The sequence below is a fragment of the Pseudoalteromonas rubra genome (assembly GCF_000967655.1).
GTDB classification, from domain to species: domain Bacteria; phylum Pseudomonadota; class Gammaproteobacteria; order Enterobacterales; family Alteromonadaceae; genus Pseudoalteromonas; species Pseudoalteromonas rubra_A.
The window spans coordinates 1-25,073 of record NZ_JXYA01000021.1; the positions used below are offsets into that span (position 1 = coordinate 1).

At 49.0% G+C, this 25,073-nt stretch carries 16 protein-coding genes; 11 read left to right on the top strand and 5 right to left on the bottom strand.

Going from position 1 to position 25,073, the window contains the following annotated elements:
* Positions 1–191: 191 nt before the first annotated feature.
* Positions 192–923: a substrate-binding periplasmic protein gene (locus TW77_RS10155; RefSeq protein ID WP_046004873.1), complete on the bottom strand. Its 732-nt coding sequence runs from the start codon at positions 921–923 to the stop codon at positions 192–194.
* A 109-nt stretch (positions 924–1,032) separates the two neighbouring features.
* Here TW77_RS10155 and TW77_RS10160 point away from each other — a divergent pair, with 109 nt between their 5' ends.
* From TW77_RS10160 to TW77_RS10210, 11 genes are all read left to right on the top strand, one after another.
* Entirely contained in the window at positions 1,033–1,725 is a 693-nt protein-coding gene (locus TW77_RS10160) for a DNA-3-methyladenine glycosylase I (RefSeq protein ID WP_046004874.1), read from the top strand.
* Positions 1,722–3,152, top strand: coding sequence for a protein adenylyltransferase SelO (locus TW77_RS10165; RefSeq protein ID WP_046004875.1), 1,431 nt, complete (start codon positions 1,722–1,724; stop codon positions 3,150–3,152). The genes TW77_RS10160 and TW77_RS10165 overlap by 4 nt, the downstream gene beginning before the upstream one ends.
* 3 nt (positions 3,153–3,155) lie before the next feature.
* A complete protein-coding gene (locus TW77_RS10170; RefSeq protein WP_046004876.1) occupies positions 3,156–4,943 on the top strand; it encodes an ABC transporter ATP-binding protein in 1,788 nt (595 codons plus the stop codon).
* Positions 4,944–5,054: 111 nt separating this feature from the next.
* Positions 5,055–6,101, top strand: a complete 1,047-nt coding sequence (locus tag TW77_RS10175) for an OmpA family protein (protein ID WP_046004877.1) — start codon at positions 5,055–5,057, stop codon at positions 6,099–6,101.
* A gap of 252 nt (positions 6,102–6,353) precedes the next feature.
* Positions 6,354–8,951: a bifunctional aconitate hydratase 2/2-methylisocitrate dehydratase gene (gene acnB, locus TW77_RS10180; protein WP_046004878.1), complete on the top strand. Its 2,598-nt coding sequence runs from the start codon at positions 6,354–6,356 to the stop codon at positions 8,949–8,951.
* A gap of 258 nt (positions 8,952–9,209) precedes the next feature.
* A complete protein-coding gene (locus TW77_RS10185) occupies positions 9,210–10,190 on the top strand; it encodes a hypothetical protein (protein ID WP_046004879.1) in 981 nt (326 codons plus the stop codon).
* Positions 10,190–11,170 (top strand): hypothetical protein, encoded by a 981-nt coding sequence (locus TW77_RS10190; protein ID WP_046004880.1) that lies wholly within the window; start codon positions 10,190–10,192, stop codon positions 11,168–11,170. The genes TW77_RS10185 and TW77_RS10190 overlap by 1 nt, the downstream gene beginning before the upstream one ends.
* Positions 11,171–11,289: 119 nt before the next feature.
* On the top strand, positions 11,290–15,588 hold the full coding sequence (locus TW77_RS10195; RefSeq protein ID WP_046004881.1) for a leucine-rich repeat domain-containing protein: 4,299 nt from the start codon (positions 11,290–11,292) through the stop codon (positions 15,586–15,588).
* Positions 15,589–15,873: 285 nt separating this feature from the next.
* Positions 15,874–20,277, top strand: coding sequence for a PKD domain-containing protein (locus TW77_RS10200; protein ID WP_046004882.1), 4,404 nt, complete (start codon positions 15,874–15,876; stop codon positions 20,275–20,277).
* A gap of 251 nt (positions 20,278–20,528) precedes the next feature.
* The gene (locus tag TW77_RS10205) at positions 20,529–21,161 is read left to right on the top strand and encodes a 2OG-Fe dioxygenase family protein (RefSeq protein WP_046004883.1); all 633 of its coding nucleotides are present in this window, start codon (positions 20,529–20,531) and stop codon (positions 21,159–21,161) included.
* Between the two features lie 9 nt (positions 21,162–21,170).
* On the top strand, positions 21,171–22,409 hold the full coding sequence (locus tag TW77_RS10210; protein ID WP_046004884.1) for a cysteine desulfurase-like protein: 1,239 nt from the start codon (positions 21,171–21,173) through the stop codon (positions 22,407–22,409).
* Between the two features lie 48 nt (positions 22,410–22,457).
* Here the strand turns inward: TW77_RS10210 and TW77_RS10215 are convergent, their stop codons facing one another.
* The 4 genes from TW77_RS10215 to ntrC all read right to left on the bottom strand — a co-directional run bounded on the left by TW77_RS10215 (position 22,458) and on the right by ntrC (position 25,028).
* On the bottom strand, positions 22,458–22,643 hold the full coding sequence (locus TW77_RS10215) for a hypothetical protein (protein ID WP_046004885.1): 186 nt from the start codon (positions 22,641–22,643) through the stop codon (positions 22,458–22,460).
* Between the two features lie 123 nt (positions 22,644–22,766).
* The gene (locus tag TW77_RS10220; protein WP_046004886.1) at positions 22,767–23,228 is read right to left on the bottom strand and encodes a cyclic nucleotide-binding domain-containing protein; all 462 of its coding nucleotides are present in this window, start codon (positions 23,226–23,228) and stop codon (positions 22,767–22,769) included.
* Between the two features lie 116 nt (positions 23,229–23,344).
* Entirely contained in the window at positions 23,345–23,521 is a 177-nt protein-coding gene (locus TW77_RS25155) for a hypothetical protein (RefSeq protein WP_156158646.1), read from the bottom strand.
* A gap of 106 nt (positions 23,522–23,627) precedes the next feature.
* Entirely contained in the window at positions 23,628–25,028 is a 1,401-nt protein-coding gene (gene ntrC / locus TW77_RS10225; protein ID WP_046004887.1) for a nitrogen regulation protein NR(I), read from the bottom strand.
* Positions 25,029–25,073: the final 45 nt, after the last annotated feature.

Below are 25,073 nucleotides of genomic sequence, written 5' to 3' on the forward strand. Positions count from 1 at the left end.
AATTTAATCAATTTGGTATTATTTAGAGCCGTTGTAGACAGAGTGGTGTTGTCTATTCATCCATGAAGCTTGGTCCCATCGCGCATCCTTGCGCTCACCTCTTCGAACTGCGAAGCGTTGCTTCGGTTTCTCATCACCCTTGCGCAAAGTAAATGTACTCGCGTTGCTCGCTGTCATTGTACTTTGCACTACTATTCAATGGCTGAGCAGTTTGATTGATAGCGGCTGAGGTAGCCGGGATCAGCTAGCAGCTTTCTAAGCGCTTCATTAAACAGTGGTGCGTACTTCTTGCTCTGCGGGTTGATTAATAAAAACCCCCGATTGATAAAAGCAGGCTTAGGCTGGCGTACAAGGCGGGTCTGATCTGTATCGGGCAGGGCTTTTGCGTACTCCTTTCCTGTCTGCTCATCTAAAATGATAATATCTGTGCGCTGACGAAGCAGAAGTTGTAAGTTTTTGGTTGTGTAAATGGCTTCAGAGGTTTCGATATCGTATTGTTTGATTGCCTGCCAGAGCGTCTCTGGGTAGGTCAGTCCTTTATTTATCAGAAGTCGATAGGGTTTGAGATCCGCATACGAATCAAATTTAAAAGGTGTCTCATTTAAGTGATAGAAATACAAAATTTCTGAGGTAATGGGGTGAGCGGTATACACGTATTCAGAGGCTCTTTTCTCATTAAAGTACCAATAGGCACTACCGATAAACTCGGACTTTTTCCCTTCTTCATATGCGCGTTGCCAAGGCATAAAAACAAACCGTACTCGGATATCGTGCAAAGCAAAGGCATCTCGGATAAGCTGAGCGGTACATCCCTGATCCTGACGGTGTCTGTCTACGTATGGTGGCCATTGACCTGTTGTAATGTGGACTGTTTCGGCGGTACAAGTGAGACTGTAAAATAAAGCAAAAATAATGTATTTCACTGACAATGCTCTGAAAACTGGGCTAAATAAAACTATAGCGCTTATTGTTGAATAAAACGAATAAGCCAGGAAAAGTGATTAACTAACTAATTGAAATTAAGGCTAAGCTGTGGAAAGTTTTGTAGATATTTATGAGCGAGCGTGTCAGCGCAAAGGTAGCACGGAGATATTGGAATCATTACTTAGCGAACCATTATCATCAGTACAGCTCGCTCGGCTTTCCGATGATGTATGGCTGGAGGAGTTCACTCGAAAAATATTTCAAAGTGGCTTTTACTGGTCGGTGATCAACGCCAAGTGGCCCGGGTTTCGCGAAGTCTTTTGGGATTTCTCTGTTGAGAAGCTGCTGTATATGTCGCCCGAAATGTATGAGCAGCGTGCTCAGGACGAACGGATAGTACGTAACTATAAAAAAGTACAAAGTATTGCCGACAACTGCCTGATGATCCATGAATTAGCCCTTGAGCATGGCTCTTTTAGCGAGTTGGTTGCGCATTGGCCCGAGGACAACATCATCGAATTGTGGTCACTACTTAAAAAGAAAGGTAGCCGGTTGGGAGGAAATACAGGGGCGTATGCACTGAGGGCAGTTGGCAAAGATACCTTTATTCTAAGCCGGGATGTAGAAGCCTATTTGCGGGCGCACGAGGTGATCTCGGGTGGCCTGCATAGCCAGAAGTCACTTCGCGCTACACAGGCATTCTTCAATGAGTTACGTAATCAAAGCGGTTATTCGTTACAAACATTAAGTCAGCTCGTTGCTTACAGTGTGGGTGACAATTTGGCAGGAGTATCATCATGAGTCATTTCTTCCCACGTTACACCGAATTAGGCGAGGCTTATCTGGTGCCACAGCAGCCTTATCAGTTTGAACAAGCTCAGGTATTGCTGACGAACCAGGCGTTGTTAACTGATCTGGGTCTCGACCTCGATCAACAACAGCTAAAAAACTACCTTGCGGGCTTGTCTCAGGTGAATAGCATCCAGCCGGTTGCCATGGCTTACTGCGGACATCAGTTTGGTCATTTTAACCCACAGCTCGGTGATGGGCGGGCACACCTAATTGCGTCATTCACCGCGTCTGATGGCCTGAATTATGACATGCACCTCAAGGGCTCTGGTGCGACTGTGTTCTCCCGTGGGGGCGATGGCCTGTGTGCACTGGGTCCCGCTATCCGGGAATACATTATGAGCCAAGCCATGCATGCGCTCGATGTGCCAACAACGCACTGTCTGGCGGTCTTGTCTACTGGTCAACACGTTATGCGTCAAAGGCAGGAACCAGGCGCGGTTGTATGCCGGGTTGCTCGCAGTCATATCCGGGTCGGTACTTTTCAGCTGATGGCGATGAACAAAGATACAGCAGCCATGGAGCAGCTTGTCGACTTGTGTATTCGCGAGCACTTTAGCGACATTACCTCAAGTGGTGAGGCCCGTATATTCGACTTCTTCAAACATGTGTGCAGCAAGCAATGTGCATTGATTTTAAAATGGATGCAGGTGGGGTTCATTCATGGCGTTATGAATACAGACAACACCCTGATAAATGGTGAGACCATAGATTACGGCCCGTGTGCCATGATGGAGTCTTTTTCATTTGATGCCGTATTTAGCTCCATTGACCGACAGGGGCGTTATGCGTTTGGTCAGCAGCCTAATATTGCCAGCTGGAACTGTGGGCGCCTGGCAGAATCCCTGATGCTGTTAGTCGATGACAAAGACGCCGCAGTTGAACGTTTTTCAGAAATTTTAAGTCAGTTTGCCGACGATTTTAATCAAGGCTATCAGCAGATGTGGATCAAAAAGCTCGGCTTATTGACGTGGCAAGAGTCTGAACAGGCTCTGCTGAGTGAGCTACTTTCCCTGATGCAGCAAAATAAGCTGGATTACACCAATACGTTTGCTGCGCTAACTAATTCACTGCACACTAACCCACTGCCGAGCTATACCGTACCGGAGGTGCTATCGGGTTGGGTAGCAAAATGGCGCGAGCGGATCGGCGACCCTGGTGAAGCACACGCGATAATGCAATCCGTCAATCCTGCCATTATTCCACGCAATGATATGGTTGAGCACTTTATTGCAGAGTTTAACCAGGGGGACAACAGTAGTGCTTTCACCAACTGGTTAAATGCGCTGAAAACCCCATACTTATATCAGACTTATCCCGCGCAGTGGCTGGCAACGATGTCCAATGAACAAGCTTACCAGACGTTTTGTGGTACCTGACCTATGAATGAACAGAGCAGTCAGGCACTGACCTGGCAGGAAATTAAACGACAGATACTGACACATAAAACGCCTTTGATTTATGCGCATCTGATAGCGCTGTGTGCAGCGCTGGTCAGCGTGCCAATTCCGCTTATGATGCCCCTGTTGGTGGACGAGGTACTGCTGGCACACCCAGGTACTGCGGTCGAGACCCTCAATCAGGTGTTGCCCGCGCAGTGGCAGGGAGCAACGGGCTATATCATATCGATATTAATCGCGGTGGTATGTATGCGCTTGAGCGCTCTGGTACTAGGGGTCGCGCAGTCCCGCCAGTTCACGATTATTGGAAAAGACATTTCCTATCGGATCCGGGAGAGACTACTGGGACATCTGGCACAGGTACAGCTAAAGGAATATGAAACTCAGGGCGCTGCGGCAATTAGTTCACGATGTATCACAGATATCGAGACGCTGGATGGGTTTATTAGCCAAACACTCTCTCGCTTTCTGATAGGTATTTTGACCATTGTAGGCACTGCGGTGGTGTTACTCTGGATTGACTGGGTGCTTGGGTTGATCATTCTGACGCTTAACCCGGCCGTGATTTACTTTTCCCGGCAGTTCGGCAAACGGGTTAAGGATCTTAAAAAACATCAGAATAATGCATTTGAGGCGTTTCAGAGTGCCCTGGTGGATACCTTAGATGCGATTGCTCAGCTCAAAGCGATGCGCCGGGAACAAAGTTATTTTGACACGGTTATTACAGCGGCAAAATCACTTCGTCACCATTCTGTGCAGTCACAATGGAAGACGGACGCGGTTAATCGCCTCAGTTTCACAGTTTTCTTACTGGGTTTTGAAGTATTCCGTGCAATTGCGATGCTGATGGTGGTTTTTTCCGATCTGACTGTAGGACAAATATTCGCGGTGTTTGGGTACCTATGGTTTATGATGGGGCCGGTTCAGGAGATCCTGAGTATTCAATATGCTTACTATGGCGCGACCGCAGCATTGCAACGTCTGAACCAGGTGCTGGCTTTCAGTACTGAGCCGCAGCAATCAAGCAACAGCGAAGTTTTCAATCAGCCAACCATTCAAATCGATTTTCGTCATGTCAGTTTTGCCTATCAGGATGGACTGCCGGTTCTGAATGATGTCACGTTGAGTTTACCCAGCGGTAAGAAAACGGCCCTAGTTGCGGTTTCGGGAGGCGGTAAATCGACTCTTGTGCAGCTGTTACTGGGACTATATCAGAAGCAGTCCGGGGATATTTTTATTAACGGTATGCCTGCAGAGGAAGTTGGCTTTCACGCCATTCGGGAGCATGTTGTCACTGTGTTACAGCAACCCATTTTGTTCAATGCCAGTATTCGGGAAAACCTGGCCATGGGCAAAGTATGTGACGATGAGCAGCTATGGCACGCGTTAAAGGTTGCAGAGCTGGCCGAAACTGTGATGGCCATGCCGCAACAGCTGGATACTGTGGTCGGGCGCAATGGTGTGCGGCTGTCTGGCGGACAAAAGCAGCGCCTGGCCATTGCCCGTATGGTTGCGGCGGATCCGAAAGTGGTTATTTTAGATGAGGCAACTTCGGCATTGGATGTCGAAACAGAAGCGAAGATCCACCGAAATCTCAATACTTTCTTATCGGGCAGAACCACGCTGATCATTGCCCACCGCCTCAGTGCCATCCGCCAGGCAGACCAAATTTACGTGTTGGACGACGGGGTGGTGAGTCAGGCTGGCGATCATCACAGTCTGGTGGCCGAACAGGGCTTGTATCGGGTGTTGTTCGGTCATCAGAGCTGAATGTAAAATTAACAAAAAATTCCTAAATAGTGTTAAGTAAATATTAAGACTTAATCTACTATTATTACTGTAATTATCAGATTGCACTATTATTTTAGAGAGGGAAGGATGATGAAACTAAGAATGCTAAGCGTTGTTGTAACAGCTTTGATGGCAACCGGAGCGTATGCGGATGACCATAAAGAAGGGGTTTACTTGGGCGTTTTCGGCGACTACTACAACGCTGAGTGGGAGAATAGCCGGGATGCGGCCGGTGTCACTGTTGATGATTCCACCGGTTGGGGCGCTGAGCTGGGCTATCGCTTCAGTAAATACTGGAGTGGTCGTATTGAATATGCTGACATGGACTTTGACTTGTCAGGGCTTCGCACTGATTCCGTTGATGGAGACAGAGTCGGTATCGATGGTCTCTACCACTTTAATGGCGGCCCTTTCTATGCACTGTTTGGTCTGAAGTCAATCGATGTGTTTGACAGCAACACATTTGCTAACGTCGGTGCGGGTTATCGTCATCACTTTAGCGAGAACTTTGCTGCGAACTTTGAAACGGCGATTTATCAGGGCATTGATCGTGGTTACACAGATGTAGGTGCAAAACTGGGTATTAACTACTTCTTTGGTGGTTCAAGCAGCAGCAAGCCCGTTGAGCCAGCACCTGCGCCAGAGCCTGTGGTTGTTGTGGCTGCACCTGTAGATACCGATAAAGACGGTATTTATGACATGGATGATCAGTGCGCGAACACACCAATGACTGATGCCGTCGATGCACAGGGCTGTACCTTGTACGAAGATAAAGAAGTCACTGTTAGCCTGCTGGTGCGTTTCCCTAACAATAATTCCAGCGTATCTCAACAGTATCTTGACGATATTCAGGCCGTTGTCAGTTTCCTCAATGAACACCCTGAAACAACCGTAGTACTTGAAGGCCACACTTCAGCGGTGGGTAAAGCCGAGTACAACAAGTGGCTGTCTAAAAAGCGTGCCGATTCAGTTGCAAAGCAGCTGATTGATAAGGGCATTGATAAAATGCGCATCACAACGGTCGGTTTTGGTGAAGAGCGCCTGAAAAACATGGGTGAGTCTGCACAGGCCCATGCTGAAAACCGTCGTGTAGAAGCTAAAGTAAAATCTATCGAGCGTGTTAAGGTACAGCGTTAATCTTAACCTGTTTTACAAAGGCCCGGAAATATCCGGGCTTTTTTGTGTCTTAAGCATTCATAAAAATACCATTTTTCCCTACCTGCATTCATGTGATTTATAGCGAACATAAGGCGACTTAGTGGCCGTTTGATTTTCATCTATACTCTAAGACCTTATAATAAATCATCATATTTTATGGATAAGTAAATTTATTGGAGTTATTAACTTAAAAATTTAATTATCTGTTCACGTCACCAAGAGGGCAATATTGTGCTTCAAGAATATCGTAAACATGTTGAGGAGCGCGCAGAGCAGGGGATTGTTCCCAAACCACTGGATGCGCAACAAACGGCAGAACTGATCGAGTTATTGAAAACGCCACCAGCAGGTGAAGAAGAGTTTATCGTCGATCTCTTTATCAACCGTGTACCACCCGGTGTGGATGATGCGGCATATGTGAAGGCGGGTTTTTTAGCGGCAATCACTAAGGGCGAAGCGACGTCACCTTTGATCACCAAAGCCTATGCCGCAGAGTTGCTGGGGACTATGCTGGGCGGCTACAACATTGCCCCAATGATTGAATTGCTGGATGATGATGAGCTGGCACCTATCGCAGTAAAAGGGCTGTCTCATACGCTGTTAATGTTTGATGCTTTTTACGATGTTGAGGAAAAAGCCAAAGCAGGTAATGCCTTTGCTAAGCAGGTGATTGAGTCCTGGGCCAACGCTGAGTGGTTCCTGGAAAAACCGGCGGTTGCAGACAAAATATCTGTCACCGTATTTAAAGTCACCGGTGAGACCAATACGGATGACCTGTCTCCGGCACCAGACGCCTGGTCACGACCTGATATTCCATTACATGCACTGGCCATGCTAAAGAATGAGCGAGATGGGATCAATCCGGACAAGGCGGGTGAGGTAGGTCCGATCACTCAGCTGGAAACTTTGAAGCAAAAAGGTCTGCCGCTGGCGTACGTTGGTGATGTAGTCGGTACGGGCTCTTCACGTAAGTCAGCCACTAACTCAGTGCTTTGGTTTATGGGTGATGATATTCCGTTTGTACCGAATAAGCGAGTGGGTGGTGTGTGCCTGGGTGGTAAGATAGCACCTATTTTCTTCAATACCATGGAAGACTCGGGCGCGCTGCCGATTGAGTTACCTGTAGATGACCTGAACATGGGGGATCAGATTGATATCTATCCCTACGAAGGTGTTGTGAAACGTCATGGCAGCGATGAAGTGATCACCACGTTTAGCTTCAAATCTGATGTGATCCTCGACGAAGTGCGCGCTGGCGGTCGTATTCCTCTGATCATTGGTCGCGGACTGACAGACAAGGCGCGGCAGTCATTGGGTATGGAGCCAGAAGAGATTTTCTGCAAACCTAAGCTAATTGAAGATTCAGGTAAAGGGTTCACACTGGCGCAGAAAATGGTTGGTCGCGCCTGTAATATGCCGGGTGTACGTCCTGGTCAGTATTGTGAACCGACCATGACCACAGTCGGCTCGCAGGATACCACAGGCCCAATGACCCGGGATGAGTTGAAAGACCTGGCGTGTCTGGGCTTTTCAGCCGATCTGACAATGCAGTCATTCTGTCATACATCGGCGTATCCTAAGCCCATTGATGTGAATACGCACCACACCTTGCCTGATTTCATCATGAACCGGGGTGGCGTATCACTGCGTCCGGGTGATGGCGTGATCCACTCATGGCTAAACCGTATGTTGCTGCCCGACACAGTCGGTACTGGCGGTGATTCCCACACCCGCTTCCCGTTGGGTATTTCCTTCCCTGCGGGCTCCGGTGCTGTAGCCTTCGCGGCGGCGACCGGCGTGATGCCACTGGATATGCCTGAATCTGTATTGGTGCGCTTTAAAGGCGAGATGCAGCCCGGGATCACACTGCGTGATTTAGTCCATGCAATTCCATACTACGCCATTAAACAAGGCCTGCTGACGGTTGAAAAGAAGGGTAAGATCAATGAGTTTTCCGGTCGTATCCTGGAAATTGAAGGGGTTGAACACCTCACTGTAGAGCAAGCATTTGAACTGTCTGATGCGTCGGCTGAGCGCTCTGCCGCGGGCTGTACGGTCAAGCTGTCTCAGGAATCCATTGAAGAGTACCTCAATTCTAATATTGTGATGCTGAAGTGGATGATTTCTGAGGGCTATGGCGATGTCCGTACTATAGAGCGCCGTATCACTAAGATGGAAGAATGGCTGGCCAATCCAGAGCTGATGACGGCGGATAGCGATGCTGAATATGCCCATACACTAGAGATTGATTTGGCAGAAATCAAAGAGCCGATTCTGTGTGCGCCAAACGATCCGGATGATGCTCGTTTGTTGTCTGAGGTCACCGGTGAGAAAATTGATGAAGTATTCATCGGGTCGTGTATGACCAATATTGGCCACTTCAGAGCGGCAGGTAAACTGCTCGATAATTTTGGTGGCCGTTTACCCACTCAGCTATGGGTAGCGCCACCGACTAAGATGGACAGAGATCAGCTGACCGACGAAGGCTATTACGGTATTTATGGACGGGTTGGTGCGCGTATCGAAACGCCGGGATGTTCATTATGTATGGGTAACCAGGCGCGGGTTGCGGATAAAGCAACGGTGGTCTCTACCTCAACGCGTAATTTCCCCAACCGCCTGGGGACTGGCGCCAATGTCTATCTGGCGTCAGCTGAGCTGGCAGCGGTTGCGGCGATTATGGGTAAATTACCGACCCCGGCGGAATATCAGGAATATGCCGAGCGGATCAACGCCACGGCGGCAGATACTTATCGTTACCTGAATTTCCATAAAATGCCTCAGTACACCAAAAAAGCTGATAGCGTGATTATTCAGCAGGCTGTGTAAGCGACTGAGTAAATTGCCTCAAAGAGCCAGCTTCAAGCTGGCTCTTTTGTGTTGAGCGTCTGCAACATCTAGCCTACTTTTTCATTAAATCTTTCATATTGTTTCAGTTAGCTTTCAGTGCTTTAAAGTCATGCTGAGTTCCTTGACTATCCTCTCGGCTGGCTTATTATTGTACAATAATGTAAGTATCTGTAACCAGGGAGTGGTGCGTTTTTCCTTGTGTTACTTTTTAGTCCACTCTGCGCAAGGTCTAATGTTATGAATAAATCGTTCATTATGGCGTGTTGTCTGGTGACAGGCACCGCGGCAGCTGCACCAAACCCCTCCTACAGTGAAATTCGACTCGGTTTTGAATCAATCGACTACAGTGAAGCGCTCAATGATTTGAGCGGACTGGGTCGTCTGACCCAGGATGCCACAGTCAGTAACCCCACAATACGACAGCTTTCCTACTCAGGCATAAACGACGACTGGGGTGTGTACATTGGGACGGCTGCAACCATATACACAGGCCTGGATACTGAAACCTGGTATGTGAACGATTTCACAGATCCTAACGACAGCTCAGTGACACACCAATTTGGTGCGGTGCAGACCAATGACTTTAAAGTAAAGTCTAACGAAATTGCCCTGAGTGCCGCCTACAATATGACGCGTGCGTTGCAGGTGACTATGGGGGGGCGGGTATTCACCACCAGTTTTACCCGCTCAGACTTCCAGTTTGCACAGCCAGGGGCAGGCCAGTTTGATCAGGTTTTACAGTCAGCCCCCCGTGGGGAGAATGATCCGGTGGCCCGCTTTAACTTACCCGGACAAAACAACTTAGGTAGCGGCGATCTCGAAGGATTACCAGGTAATTTACAGTCTGTGGTTTCCACCACTGAAGACCAAATGAGCATCATTGCGGCGGCGGGACTGCGTTATGACAGCAAATTACAGGATGCCTTTAACAAATTTAGCTGGTATGCCGATGCCGAAGTCACGCTTCCCGTTTATACTCGGGTACAAAATACCCGTACCATAGAAAAAACCCTCAGTGAGACATTCAATGGCTGGGGCATTCAGGCACGTGCGGGTGTGCGATATCAGGTGTTTAAGAGCATTGCCGTAATGGCGGGCGTGGATGCTTCCTACAAAGAACGTGATGCTATCTCTGAGTCCGATGGTAATCGCCGTACGGTGCCAGATATAGAATATACCAACCTTTCTCTTTCAGCTGGCATTCAGTGGAGTTATTAATGTACAAACACAGCAGTATCGCCTTATTATTGGCAGTTTCTTTATTAGGCGGATGTAAAACGCTGGATTCGGTGAGCAACATTGTCAGCAGTAACAAAGCCTCCCCAGAGCAGATCCAGGCCGCGTACAATAAGGCGCAGGCAGCCTATCAGGAAGCCCAGCAGGCGCTGGGCTTGTCTGCAGAGGAAGCCTTATCAGAGTACGACAGCGAGCGCACAGCCAAAGCCGACAAGCTTTGGCAATCTCTGCAGGAGGATTTTGCCGAATTACGAGCCAACCCGGCCGAGTCACTTGAAAGCGCCTCTTTATTTTCTTCAGATACAAAAGCGGATGAAGTGATGGCGGCAAGCCAGGAAATTATCAGTTTAATTGCGGCCGCACAAAGTGCAAAGCAAGCGATCATCAGTGTGCTCGAGCCGATCCGCTCGCATTTTGCCGTGCTGGATAAACTGGCAACCCAGCAGCATTTTGAACGTCGTTACACGCGTCTTGAGGAGCGCCATCAAGATCTGAAAGAAATGCTGGTGGCAGGCAAGCGGGAACAAGTAGAAGGTTACTTACCTGACTTACAGTCTCAGCTAAATGCGCTGGAGCAAGATGCGGCTGAGCATTACTTTCTGGGGAAAGTGCTTGAAGATGTAACCAGGTTGGCAAATTCAGAAAAGGCCGAGGTTTTACCTTCTGTCTATCAGGACGTAAAAGCCACAACGGAGTCTGCACAAAGCTTTATTCGTCACAATGTCCGCGCGTATGATGATATAGAGCACAAGGTGAACCTGGCAGAGTTACAAGTGAAAAGAATGGAGCAGCTTTTTGCTGAGCATATGAGCAGGAAGGCGGCAATTGACGATAAGCGCTCAGAAGCCCCGTTACTGGCGCTAGAAGCGCAGCTCCTTGAAATGACAAATAAGGCTGGCCTGGGAGATTTACGCCATCTGAGTTTTAGCGAACAACTGGAGGCGATTAACAATAAGCTGTAATTACTGTGTACTCAGAGGCTGTCGGCATACACTGGGGCAGCCGGATAAATAATGACAAAAATAACATAAAAGGCATGTAAGCCTTTAAATCAGCTCTATTTTATCGATAAGGAAAAACAATGATGTTAGCAATGAATGCGAGGTGGCGGCTGTTGCCACTTATTTCAGTCATGGCCTTAACATTGGCCGGGTGTGGCGGCGGCAGTGACAAACCAAGCACATCCCCTGACGCCCAGCCAGATACACAGACAAACCCCAAACCCACCCCCACCGAATCAGAAAACCAGTCTCCGGTCGTCAGTATTGACGCGACCGGGGCTCAGCTTGAGCGCACTGCATTTACACTGACAGCTAAAGGAAGTGATGCCGACGGTTCGGTGACAAGTTATGCCTGGACACACAATGCGCCCTTAGAGTTGACTGAAACTGCCACTAATACGGCCACGCCCAGTTACACTGTACCGGATATAAATCAGGATATTACAGTCACATTTACCGTCACGGTGAGCGATGATAAAGGGGCAACAAGTAGCGCCAGCCAAGAGGTTGTGATCAAACGAAAAGTTAGCTCAGTGACTCTGACCGGTGTTGTGACAGACAAGCCGATAGCCAATGCACAGGTTGTGGTGCAAGCCGCAAGTGCACAAGCGCAAGTGAGCGCATCCAGTGAAGGTCAGTATACCGCAACGCTCATCGTGGATGAGAGCGAAGTCGATCGTCCGGTGGTGGTAACCGCAACTGGGGTTGATGCACAAAGTCAGGTCGAGTTTGTGTCGGTACTTCATTCAGTTGCCCGATTGGAGCAGCAAGCGGGTGAGGATGGTATTTTGGACAAAAGTGAGCACTTCGGTGTGAATGTGACCAATGTAACCACCGCTGAATATGCCTTAATGGCACGCACCGATACAACCATTGAATCGGACGCACAGTTGGAGCAGGCGTTATTGAATGTGGATGCTGACGAGCAACTTACCCTGGCATCTTTGATAAAAATTGTGGTGGACAACGACGCATATAATCTGCCAGAGGGCGTTAGCACAACGCTGGATTTAATCGATGATGGGCAAACCGCGCAGGCGTTTGAAGATGAGTTGAATGCGGTCGATCCGGAGCTGATTGCACAGACCAAAAAAAGCATTAAATCGGATGACGATTTAATTGCTGCGCCTGACACCTCACTTGAGGGGGATTTCATTGTGCAATCGGTGAAATACGCCGATCTGCCACCTTATCACATCAGTCTGAATGAGACGGGGAGCGGCTCAGTTTCGGCAATTAATACGGTTGAAATTGACAGCTGGGTGCAGCAGCAAAACACCGTAACCATTACGCTGAAGCAGCCGCTTCATGTATCCACAAAGTGGCACAGAGACTACTCTGTCTATCCATCAACACACAGTAAGCACATGGTGTATGTTGATGTCATTAAACTCACGGTACTGGCAGAAAATGCCGTGTTCAGAACCGTCGATATCGACGAGTTGGGACAGACGGTGATAGAAGGTGATAATGCCGGCACGCAGGTACACCAAGTCAGCTACACCAGTAATCTGATCAACAAATTGAAAATGGCACAAGTCACCCCAGAGTCGTTGCTAGGAGTTTGGTACCTGGACTTGAGTGACGCGGATGAAGAATCGCAGAAATCAGCACCCCAAAGATTTGAGTTTAAAGCTGACGGGCAGGTTATAGCGCTGGATGACCCCGATGATGAACTCAGCTGGCAGTTAACCGATAACACTTTAACGGTGAGCTACCGTGAAGGCGATGTGACAGGCTCAATTTCGTTCTGGTTCACCAAGAAGCTGGATACCGGCTACCAGGTTGTAAGCTTGGACCTCAGCGTGCCACAGTGGCCGAATACCGAGTTTGGTCTGATGATCGCTGCACAGCCCGATTTGGCTTTGACTGAAGAGACGGCTGCAGGTCGCTGGCATGGCTTGATTGGTCGAACTGAACAATTCGATATAGATATGTTTGAGACTGGTAAGGTGCATAGCGACTTGTCTAGAACTCGAGCAACTTGGTATGTCAAGGACGGTGAGCTGTATCGAGACTACTATCGCTCCACGCGTTGGCCACGAGTCGAAGACTGCCAGTTAGACGATCCTGACTGCATACTTGACTTGCGGTATAAATATCAACTCGTAGCTGTGTCTGGGAATGAGCGATATGTGATACAAACCATTGAAAATTATGACTCAAGGGGTGAGCTATTTTTCACCATAGCCAGCCTGTTTGTTTACCAGTACAGCGATACGATAGCGCAACGCGAATTTTACCACAGAAACCTCGAACGCAAGCAGCAGCTTTGGGTTTATGACGCAGAGCAAGGTTGGCAGGAAGTGTTATTTGGCACCGGTATTACGCCACAAAACCCAGATGCACCCAACCAGGGTGAGGCCGGGTATCAGCTTTCTTTACTGGGGGCGACTTATCCTGTTGCCTTAAGAGCGGGCAAACTGGCATTTACCAAGGGCGAAGAGGCCCACTTTGTCGAGCTGTTGGATTACGATGCGCAAAAAATCCAGGTGTGTGTGTATGCGGCGGCAGCTGGCTGTCAGGCGGCAGATCGCCAGACCTGGTTCGTTAGCCCCACCATGTTTACAGTGACAGCCAGTGCCAGTGGCAATGGCTATATTTATCCGGATTATCAGCAAGTCATTGAGGGGAGGAGCGCTGAATTAAGCTTTGTAGCCGAGATGGGTTATATGCTCGATACCATTCAGGGGTGCAATGGCCGCCAGGAAGGCGAGTTGTATGTGATCCCCGAGGTAACGGGATCCTGTGAGGTAACGGTAAACTTTGTCGAGCGGCCCAGCCTGGCTGAACAAGTCGGGATAACCGATCCTGTTCTGGCTCAATGTGTAGATGATCTCAATGTTTCGTCGATTGAAGAAGTGATCGATCTGGATTGCGGCTTTCGCGATGAGATCGGATCTGTATCCGGGTTAGTTAACCTGACTAGTCTGGAGACGCTGGCGTTGTCGGGGTTGTCTGTTACTGAGTTAGACTTGTCCGGGCTAACGCAATTAAGGGAGTTACAGCTCTCTAATAACAGCAATGGTCTTCCTCTGTTAACAATCCCAAACTTAGAGCGAATAGAGGAGCTTACTTTATCTGGTAACGGTTTAACTAATGCTCAGATTACAGCGCTGGAACTGAGTCGTTTTACGGCGCTAAAAAGGTTAGATTTGAGTATAAATCAGTTAACGGAACTGGATATTTCAACCTTAAGCCAGCTTGAAGGGGTTTATGCATACGATAACCAGTTGCGCCAGCTCACCACAGGTAACCATCCGCAATTAACGACTCTTTCAATATCGAGTAACCGTTTAAGCACTCTGGAGCTGGCAAACATGCCGGTGTTGTCCGTGCTGCATGCCAGCTACAATGATTTAGCACAACTTGACTTCGCACCTACTCCTCAGCTGCGAATATTGAGTATTGATGGAAATCCTGTTGAGCGGCTCGATTTATTGGCGAACCCTCAACTTCAACAGCTTGATGTAGGCAATTTATTACAGCTCACAGAGTTGGACCTGAGCCAGCAAACTCAGCTGATTGAATTGAATGCGATAAACAACAACCATTGGCAGACTCTGACTCTGGCACCAGGTGTACCACTGCAAAATCTGGATATATCATATAGTCAGAGCTTGCTGGATAAGATAGATAAAACAGTTATTTATCCACTTAAGGTATTAAACATAAGTAATGTTGATGCGGCAAGCCTGGATGCGGCAGGTATCGAGCTGGCTCAGCTGAGCAACCTGGAAAAACTATTGTGGCAAGATGCGGGGGTAGAGCAGCTGGACCTGTCCCAATTGCCTCAGCTTATGGAGCTCTCTCTGGCGGGAAATCCCTTAACAGAGGTGAAGTTTAGCGTACCAACACAACTAACCGACTTGAACCTGCATGGGGCTGAGTTGACCAGTTTAGACTTGAGTGCTCACCCACAACTTAAATACCTGGATGTCACTAATACAAAAATTACCGGGTTAGATTTCAGTCATACACCTTACTTGCACTATCTCGATGCGCAACGAAGCGCATTAACTACCGTTTCGGGCATCGCGTCTATCTATAATCAATGGGCTACGCTTGATTTAATGCTCAATCCGCTTAGTGATGAGACTATGGCCTATCTGGCGGACATGCAGGCGCAAGGTTACAGCAACTTACGCTTTAGTCAGGGACCGGTTGCCAGAATAAACGTAACGGGGAATGGCTGGGCCGCTATAAATTTTGTGGAAATGGCCAGCGGGGAGACATTTGATCTTGATCTGATACCCGAGCCCGGCCATCAGGTTGGCAGCGCCACCGGTTGCCCGGGTGAGTTACTGGACACCGTTTACCGGCTTGGTCCGTTGCAAGGCTATTGTGTGTTAGAGGTGGAGTTTGTGCCTCTGCCTTAACGCTATGCTAGCGTTGTACTTTGCGGTGTAACCGACACTGCACTGACGTTAAAACAGGGCTTTGCATGCAAAGCCCTGTTTTTCATACTTGTCTTTTCTTTCCTTCATTACTGTATTATCAATGAGTTGCATTGTTAATAACCTGCATCAAGTATCATTGCCTTTTATGCATCTGTTGAAAAAATAGAAACGATGTTAAAATGCATGTGTAAATCACGCTATCAAAGTGATTAAACACAGCACAATAATACGAGGACGGAAAACCTCGATGCAGGAAATACAATAATGATTAAAATTAAGGGTTTAATGGCTATAGGCCAGAATAAATGGTCGATAGCCGCCTTAGCGCTCGCATTGAGCGGATGCGGCGGGGGCAGTGATAGAACTGAACCGGGTGTTGGCGCTAAGTCGGATGTGAGCGCTGAAACGAGTACCAGCGCTGGAGTCGATTCGGATTCTGACTCGGATCAAAGCACAGTCACGGCTGAATCTAACCAAGCGCCGGTAGTCAGTATCGCTGAGATGCTTGAGCAACAGGAGCGCATCGCTTTTTCACTGACCGCCAGCGCAAGCGATGAAGATGGTCACGTAGCCAGTTACGCCTGGTCTCACAGCTCGTCGCTTGCTTTAACGGAAATAGGCACCGAGACGGCAACTCCAACTTATACGGTACCAGATATTCAGGAAGATACGAATATTACCTTTACGGTTACGGTCACTGACGATAAGGGCGCGACGCAACAATCGAGTCAGAGCGTGCTGATCAAGCGTAATATGGCGTCAGTTACTCTCAATGGCCGTGTGACCGATGAACCAATCGCCAATGCCAATGTGGTTTTGTCTGCGGGCAGTACTGAGGTGCAGGTCAAGGCTAACGAAGCTGGCCACTACTCAGCGACATTGCTGGTGGATGAGAGCGAGGCACATTACCCGGTTAGGATTTCGGCAACCGGCGAGGGGGCGCAGAGCCAGGTTGAATTTGTTTCTGTGCTGAACTCTATGGCACAGCTGGCACAACAAGCGGGTGAAGATGGTCTGCTTGATAAGGCTGAAAACTTTGGTGTGAATGTCACCAACGTGTCGACTGCGGAATATGCCTTGATGACCCGCACAGGGTCGCCGCTGACCAGTGATCTGGAATTAAATCAGGCACTGTTAAACGTTGATGGCGATGAAAAAATGGTGCTTGCTTCTTTGATTAAAATCGTTGTCGATCATAGTGACTATAGCCTCCCTGAAGGCGTTACTTCGACACTGGATCTGGTTGATGATGAGCACACAGCTCAACAATTTGAAAGTCAGATCAATGCCGCCGATCCGGCGCTGCTAGAGCAGGCTAAAGCAGCGATAAAGCAAGATAGCGACCTGATTGACGACACAACGGCCCCACTTGGGGGTGAGTTTATCCTGCAAACGGTGAAGTATTTCAATGCCGGTGCATATCATCTCACCCTAAGCGATGCTGGCAAAGGGACGCTGTCTGCCATCAATACCGTAGCGATCGAAAGCTGGCAACAAGACAACAACAAAGTCCAGATCACCTTAGCAGAGCCGCTTCACATCTCCACTTTTGATGGCAATACCGTCTACATTGATTCACTGGAAATGACGATTCTGGCGGAAAACGCGGTGTTCAAAACGGTCGACATTGTTGAGCAAGGCACGACGGTGTTCAGCGAGGATGAGTCTTCTACAGAACCTTATGAAAAAGCCTACACCAGTAATCTGCTGGATAAAGATATGACCCTGGCGCTGCCTGATAACGAAGAAATGCTGGGCTTATGGCATATTGAGGTGCGTGAAAGCGACGGCAAAACCGCTCGTGGCTTTCCGGATCAATATCAGCTGGAGCAAAACGGCGAAATTTCCACCCCCCTTCAGGATCCTAAGCGCGAGGTGCAGGCCTGGCGCGTAAACGGAAACACGCTGGAAGTTGATTACCAAGCGGGTGAGCAAACCGTGACAGAGGTGTTCTGGATAACCAAAAAACTCGGCGCAGCCTATCAATATGTCAGCCTGGCCCGGGGAGAAGCTGGTATGGCCGATACCCGCTATGGGATCCTGGTGAAGCAGCAGCCTGAAGCGGCATTTACCGACCGCAATGTGGTTGGCCGCTGGCAGGGCTTCATTGGCACGAGCCAGACTTTTAGTATGGATTTATTTAGCAGTGGTGAGCTGTATATTGATACTTATGACTGGCAGTATGCCTGGCGTGTTGATAAGGGGGAGTTAATACGAGAGCGCTTTAGCTATGACGGCACCATCACCCCGGAATGTAAGCCGGGTATGCCTGAGTGTGTTTTGGATGCCAAAGTAACGCACCAGTTAGTTGCACAATCAGACGATCAATATATTGTCAGCCGTCAGTTTGAGCGGTTTGATAATAAGGGCAACACAACCTCTTTTTATCACAGTCTGTTGGTTTATCACTACACCCCCGAAATAACGCAAACCGAGTTTATGCCGGGCAATCTGAATGAGGCTCACTATATGTGGGCACAAAACGAGACTTCGGGTTGGTATGAGGTGATTTTTGGACCTATTTATTGGGATTCTGATAGTCGCAAAGATCAGTTGGTTATCGATGGTGTTGTGTATCAGTACGCATTAGAAGATGGTAAATTAGCCATCATGCTCGACGAGCAACTGCATTATGTGGAGCTTCTGAACTATGACGCAAGCGGTATGGAGATCTGTTTTTATGCGGCCAGCCAGGGGTGTCAGGAGTCAGATAAACAACAGTGGTACTACGATTTTGACGGTTACGCTATCACCACCCAGGCAATAGGCCAGGGCAAAGTTTATCCGCGCTATCAGGAAGTCCCTGAAGGGGATACCGCCTCTGTTTATATTGAGCCCGAGGCAGGTTACATGCTGCAGAGTATCACTGGCTGTGATGGTGAACTATATGACCTGTACTATCACATTCCAGCACGTAATACGGATTGTGAAATGACTGCAACCTTTGTTGAAAAGCCCGACCTGGCAGAGCTGGCTGGTATTACGGATCTCCGCCTGGCTGAGTGTGTCAATCAGACATCAGTTCAATCGCCTCAGGCAATTACTTCGCTGGCTTGCACCCCAGAAGATGCCATTCAGTCACTTAATGGTTTGAATAATTTAACCGGTTTGCAAGACCTTACGCTTGGCACTGTGACTGTAACTGAGTTCGACCTGTCTGGCTTGAGTCAACTGACATCCCTGAGCATTGAGAGAAGCGAGCGAGGGATCACCCGTCTTAATGTCGCGCATCCAGAGCTGTTACTTACGCTGAAATTAAGCCATGCCGGACTGAGCGATGACATGCTGGCATCGCTGGATTTGGCCCGTTTCACTGCACTACAACAACTGGACTTATCCGGTAATGCGCTGAGCATGTTCAATGGTGACAGCTGGCCAAACCTGATCAACCTGATATTGTCAGATAACCGACTCGACACACTCAACCTAGATCACAACCCTCAGTTGCATGAGCTGGATGTCGATAGGAACTCGCTGACAGAGCTGAACATTGCACACAATTTGCAGCTGCGTCATCTTGAAGCTGGCTGGAACGCGCTAGAGCAGCTGGATATAACTGATCATGCCTCCCTGTCCAGTGTGCAGCTTTTTGCAAACCAGTTAACCCACGTGTCGACTGGTGAACATCCTTGGCTGACTCAGTTTTGGGCTTGGCATAATAAGCTGACTGCAATTCCACTGGATGGGATGCCAGGGTTAGAAATGTTAGATCTTGATGATAATGAGCTGGCGCAGCTGGACATCTCTCACAACCCCGAGCTGAAATATCTAGACATTGGCGCTGCACAGCTTGATCAGCTGGACCTGTCCGCTAATCCCATGCTGGAAGCGCTTTACGTAGACAATATTCCGTTGCTAAGTGAGTTAGATTTGAGGCAAAATTCGCAGCTGACAATCCTGGACATTAGCCGCAATACCCGCTTACAGTCTGTCATGCTGGCTGACGGAGTACAGCTTGAACGATTGGATATATCGTATAGCCCTTTACTTATGAGCCAGCTGGGACAGTTTGATAGTGAGCGTCTCTCTTCCCTTAACATCAGTGGGGTAGACCCGCGCTGGGTCGACTTGGCTCAGTACCCGCAACTGACATCACTACTCTGGCAGCGGGCATCATTGGCGCAGGTTGATTTGTCCAGCCTGACCAGACTAAAATGGCTGGAACTCAGTCATAATCCACTTAAGCAAATAGATCTGAGCCACAATACTCTATTGGAAAGCCTGTCTTTTTCCTACACGTCTATTACCGAGTTAGATTTACAGCATAATCCGCGACTAGAATATGTTTCTGTGTATGGCAATGCTCTGCACTCAGTGACCGGGGTTGAGGCGATAGAAAATAAAGATGTGCACTTAGCACTTTACTGGAACCCGCTCAGTGATGACGCGGCTTCTTACCTGTTACGGTTGCAGAATGAGGGGTATGATAACCTGACTTACAGCCAGTCCTCTCTGGCTGAGGTTACCGTCACAGGGCCGGGCAGCGTCAATGAGTCATTTATTGTACTTGAAAACAATCAGTTTCTTGAGCTTATCTTACAGCCCGATCCCGGCCATCAGGTTGGCAGCGCCACTGGTTGCCTGGGTGAGTTACAGGGCACAATTTACCGGCTTGGCCCACTGCAAGGCTATTGTATGTTGCAGGTGGAGTTTGTGCCCCTGCCTTAATTTTATGCCTGCGTTGAGTGTTGCGCTATAACCGACATTGCACTGACGCTAAAACAGGGCTTTGCGTGCGAAGCCCTGTTTTTGTATGCAGCAAACAGTGAACTTGTTATTTGTGTATTTTTGATTTAAAAAATTGCAAAAAACAGGCTAATTATTCTTTTAAACTGACTAAATAAACAGATTCAAAATCACAATTCCCCTTTAAATAGATTAAGATCTCCGCCAAATTGTCATCCCTAGGCGAGAGCAAAATGACCGCAGTAAACAACCAGAATTTGCTACAACTTCGTTTTATTCAACAAGCGCAGATCGATGCCGTTAAACCCTCGTTTAACCGTCTGCCAGAAAACCCGTATGCAGACGGCGCATTCAGAAAACGCCGTTACTCTGTATTGAAATTTGCCAATGGCGAGGTGGCATTGCAGCCAACCAAAGCCTTTGTCCAGGACGACTCAATCAATACCTTTCAGGGTAATGTTGAGCGCGTGTACGAAAACCTGGAAGACGCACTGATCCACAGCGAGGGCTTCAAGCACCTGTTGAATGAGTTTAAAGCAATGACAGGTATCAGCGATGAGCGTGATATCGAAGTGCACCAGTTCCGCATGCTGGCCATTGAGAGTGATACACCGCCAGCTCCAGAAGGCGTGCATCAGGATGGTTTCGATCATGTGTGTGTATGTGGTGTTTCTCATGAAAATATCGCAGGTGGTGAGCTGTTGGTGTACGAACATAAAGACGCTGAACCCTGCTTTAAAATGGAGATCAAAGATGGTCTGTTTGCCCTGGTCAATGACCGTGAGGTTTGGCATAACGCAACGCCAATGAACAAGTTAGATGCTACGCAGACCGGCTACCTGGACTGCTTTGTGTTCACCGCGTAAGAGTCCATTATGAATCTGAATCAAGTGCGTCGTCAGTTTCCTGCCCTGATGCAGCAAGTCGCAGGTCGTTCTCCTATTTTCCTGGATGGTCCAGGCGGCTCTCAGGTGCCACAGTCTGTATTGAGCGCCATGTCTGCATACCTTGGGTACTTTAACTCAAACCTGGGCGGGGCGTTTTTCTCCAGCGATAAAACTGTCGAGCTGATGAACAATGCGCGTCAGGCAGTGGCGGATTTACTCAATGCTCCGGCCAAAGAGCAGATTGTGTTTGGCGCTAACATGACCAGCCTGACCTTTAGCTTTAGCCGTGCGATCTCCCGCGACTGGCAGGCGGGTGATGAAGTGATAGTCACCAACGCCGACCATTTCTCGAACGTGTCGTCATGGCGTCAGGCTGCCGAGGACAAAGGCGCAAGTGTGCATGCGGTGAAAGTAAATGAAGCCGACTGTACGCTGGATATGGATCATTTCCGTAGCCTGCTGAGCAGCAAGACCAAGCTGGTGGCGGTGACTTATGCGTCGAACACCACAGGGTCTATCAACGATATAAAGCAGATCGTTGAGCTGGCGCACCAGGTGGGTGCCCTGGTGTATGTTGATGCGGTGCACTATGCGCCCCATGAGCTGATCGATGTGCAGGCACTGGACTGCGATTTTCTGGCATGTTCCGTCTATAAATTCTTCGGTCCACACGTGGGCGTGGTTTACGGTAAAATGGCCCACCTTGCAGGCTTTACACCTTACAAAGTGGAACCGGCCAAAGATGTGGTGCCGGGCCGCTGGGAAACCGGGACTCAGAGCTTTGAAGGCCTGGCGGGTGTGGTGGCGGCCATTGATTACATTGCGTCACTGAGCGGTCTGCCAGAAGATACGCCGCGACGTGAGCGGCTGAGCGTGGCATTTGCCAATACCAAGGCCCATGAAATGGCGTTAAGTGCGCACTTTTTGTCGCGTTTGCAAGCATTCCCGCAGATCCGCTTATATGGTATCGCAGACACAGAGCGTCTGGCTGAGCGCACACCGACCTTTGCACTGACCTTTGATGGCATGGCGCCGCGCGCGGTGTCTGAATACCTGGGCAAGCACCATATTTGTGTCTGGGATGGTAACTTCTATGCGCAGGGGTTGTGCGAGCAGCTCGGTGTGATGGAAAGCGGCGGTGTAGTGCGGATTGGCTGTATGCACTATAACACCATCGAAGAGCTGGACGTTCTGTTCGGTCACTTCGAAACGTTACTGGCACAGTAATCATAAAAAAGGCGTCTGGTTAGACGCCTTTTTTAATACAGCTCCCCACTAGCAGCCATACTGAGGCTTGTTACTGACACAGCCCAGATAGCTCATACAGTACCAGGCAGGTTGCGTATGTGGGCAGGTTGCAGGGGCCAGGCTGTTACCGCCGGCAATGTCTTGTGTCTGCTTGTTATTCAGGGGGATAGAATTGAGTTGCTTGATAGATTTTTTCGATAGGGTTAGTTTCATGGTCCTGTCCTTAAGTGTTGTTTTAACAGGTCCATCATATTAGTATTTAGTCAAAGTTGACAATTGAGAAAATTTTAACCAATTGTATTTGTCCAACGTGGATCTGTAACTAAAGGCTCACTCTCACTGTAAATGATCTTCAATATAATGATTGAGCTGGCCTATCCGGGCGCTCATGCCCTCGATGATCTTATCCTTAATTTTCTCTCTGATCACATTCGGCAGGCGTGTCAGGGCATCGGGTGTAATGGCCAGTAAGATGGTATCTTTGCGCGCCAGCGCGCTGGTGCTGCGCTCCCTGTGAGTGATAAAGGCGCCTTCTCCAAGAAACTCACCCGGACCGACCCGGCCAATGGCATGATGTTGATCCTGAGTATAGATAGACAGCTCGCCGCTGAGCACAATATAGAGCCGGTTATCTTTGTCAAAGCGCCGAAATGCATGCTTATCCTGACTGACCAGGTAAAGGTGGCTGAATGACTCGAGCAACACCTGGCGCTCAGACAGCGTAAATTCTTTAAAAAAGCTCAGTCTGTTGAGTATTTCCAACTGTTTTATCAGCGGGATATGCTCCAGTAATTTCATTATTCAGTGCGCGATAGGATCAAGATGACTGCATAGTGCTTGCTTTTTAAGGTGGGGTCAAGGGACAAGCGCGTGGCGTAAGCCACCGGGTTAAATCCCGGCGGCCGGGCATGTATTTAGCAGTTTGGATCATAAGGTGAAGTAGGGCAGGTTAGCCCCTGGTAGGTCATACATCCCTTGTTATAGGGGGAGCTGGCATACTGGCCGCCCGCGGCCTGTGGCGTTAATTCCTGCGCCAGCGGAGTTTTGTTGTTTAAGCGTTTGAGTGATTTTTTCTGTAATGTGATTTTCATAGTCGTTCCTTAAATATTGGGTTTTTTTGTGCAATGGCACTTTCACAAAATACGATTTCCAGCTTTCAGGAACAAGTGATGATTTTTCATACAGGCGGCTGGGCACTCAGGTAAAGTTACGCTCCTTCAGTTTGCGGGTCAGGGTGTTGCGACCCCAACCGATTTTCAGGGCGGCTTCTTGTTTATGGCCATGGCATACGGCCAGCGCCGTTTTTATTAAGCGGGTTTCGAGCTGGGCCTGTACCTGAGGCCAGATGTCTTCTTTACCCTGATGCAGCTCCTGCTCCAGCCAATGCTGAAATGCGTCGAGCCAGTCACCTTCAATGGCTTCGCTCGTGGCGGCTTTGAGCGGTTGATTCAGCTCCTCGGGCAGATCTGCGACATTGATAACATCGCCCGGGGCCATCACAGTTAACCAGCGGCAGCTGTTCTCAAGTTGACGCACATTGCCAGGCCAGTGAAATGCCTGCATCACAGTGAGTGCCTCTGGCGTCAGTATCTTGCAGGGCACTTTCAACTCTTTGGCACTGCGGGCGAGAAAGTTTTCACTCAGTTTGGCAATGTCTTCCCGGCGTTCCCGTAAAGGAGGGAGCTTAAGACGAACAACGTTCAGGCGGTGGAATAAGTCTTCACGAAACTCACCCTGTTCAACCAGACGCTCCAGATCCTGATGCGTAGCCGCAATGATCCGCACGTCGACCTTCACACTGTGATGACCGCCCACCCGATAAAATTCGCCGTCTGCCAGCACCCGTAATAAGCGGGTTTGCACATCCAGTGGCATGTCGCCTATTTCATCCAGAAACAAGGTGCCACCATTGGCCTGCTCGAAGCGTCCGCGACGAATGCTGTCAGCACCCGTAAAGGCGCCTTTTTCGTGACCAAACAATTCCGATTCGACCAGATCTTTGGGAATGGCGGCCATATTCAGTGCGATAAATGGCTGCTCACGACGCGGACTGTGATTGTGCAGCGCTCCCGCAACCAGCTCTTTACCCGTGCCCGACTCGCCATTGATCAGCACACTCATGCTGGAGACGGAGAGTTTACCGATCGCCCGGAAAACCTCCTGCATGGCCGGAGCCTCTCCGATAATATCGGGCTGTTTGCCATTGCTGCTGGGACGTTTGGCTTTGTTATTTTGCGAGCTGGCCTGATAGGCGCGCTCCACCAGGGAGACGGCTTCATCCAGGTCAAATGGCTTGGCCAGATATTCAAAGGCGCCCTTTTGAAACGCATTGACAGCAGAGTCCAGATCGGAGTGGGCCGTCATGATGATCACCGGCAGGTTAGGGTGCTGTTCGGCAATCTCTTCCAGCAAGGCCATGCCATCTATGCCCGGCATTCTGACATCAGAGATCAACACGGCAGGCTGATCATAGGTCAGTGCGGTGAGCACATCCTGGCCGTTAGAGAAACTCTCAGTTTGAAAGTCTGCGCGGGCCAGCGCTTTTTCCAGTACAAAGCGAATAGATGCATCATCATCGACAAGCCAAACATTTTTCATGGTGTGATCCCACTTCTTAAACTAGGTTACGAACACACGTCTGTA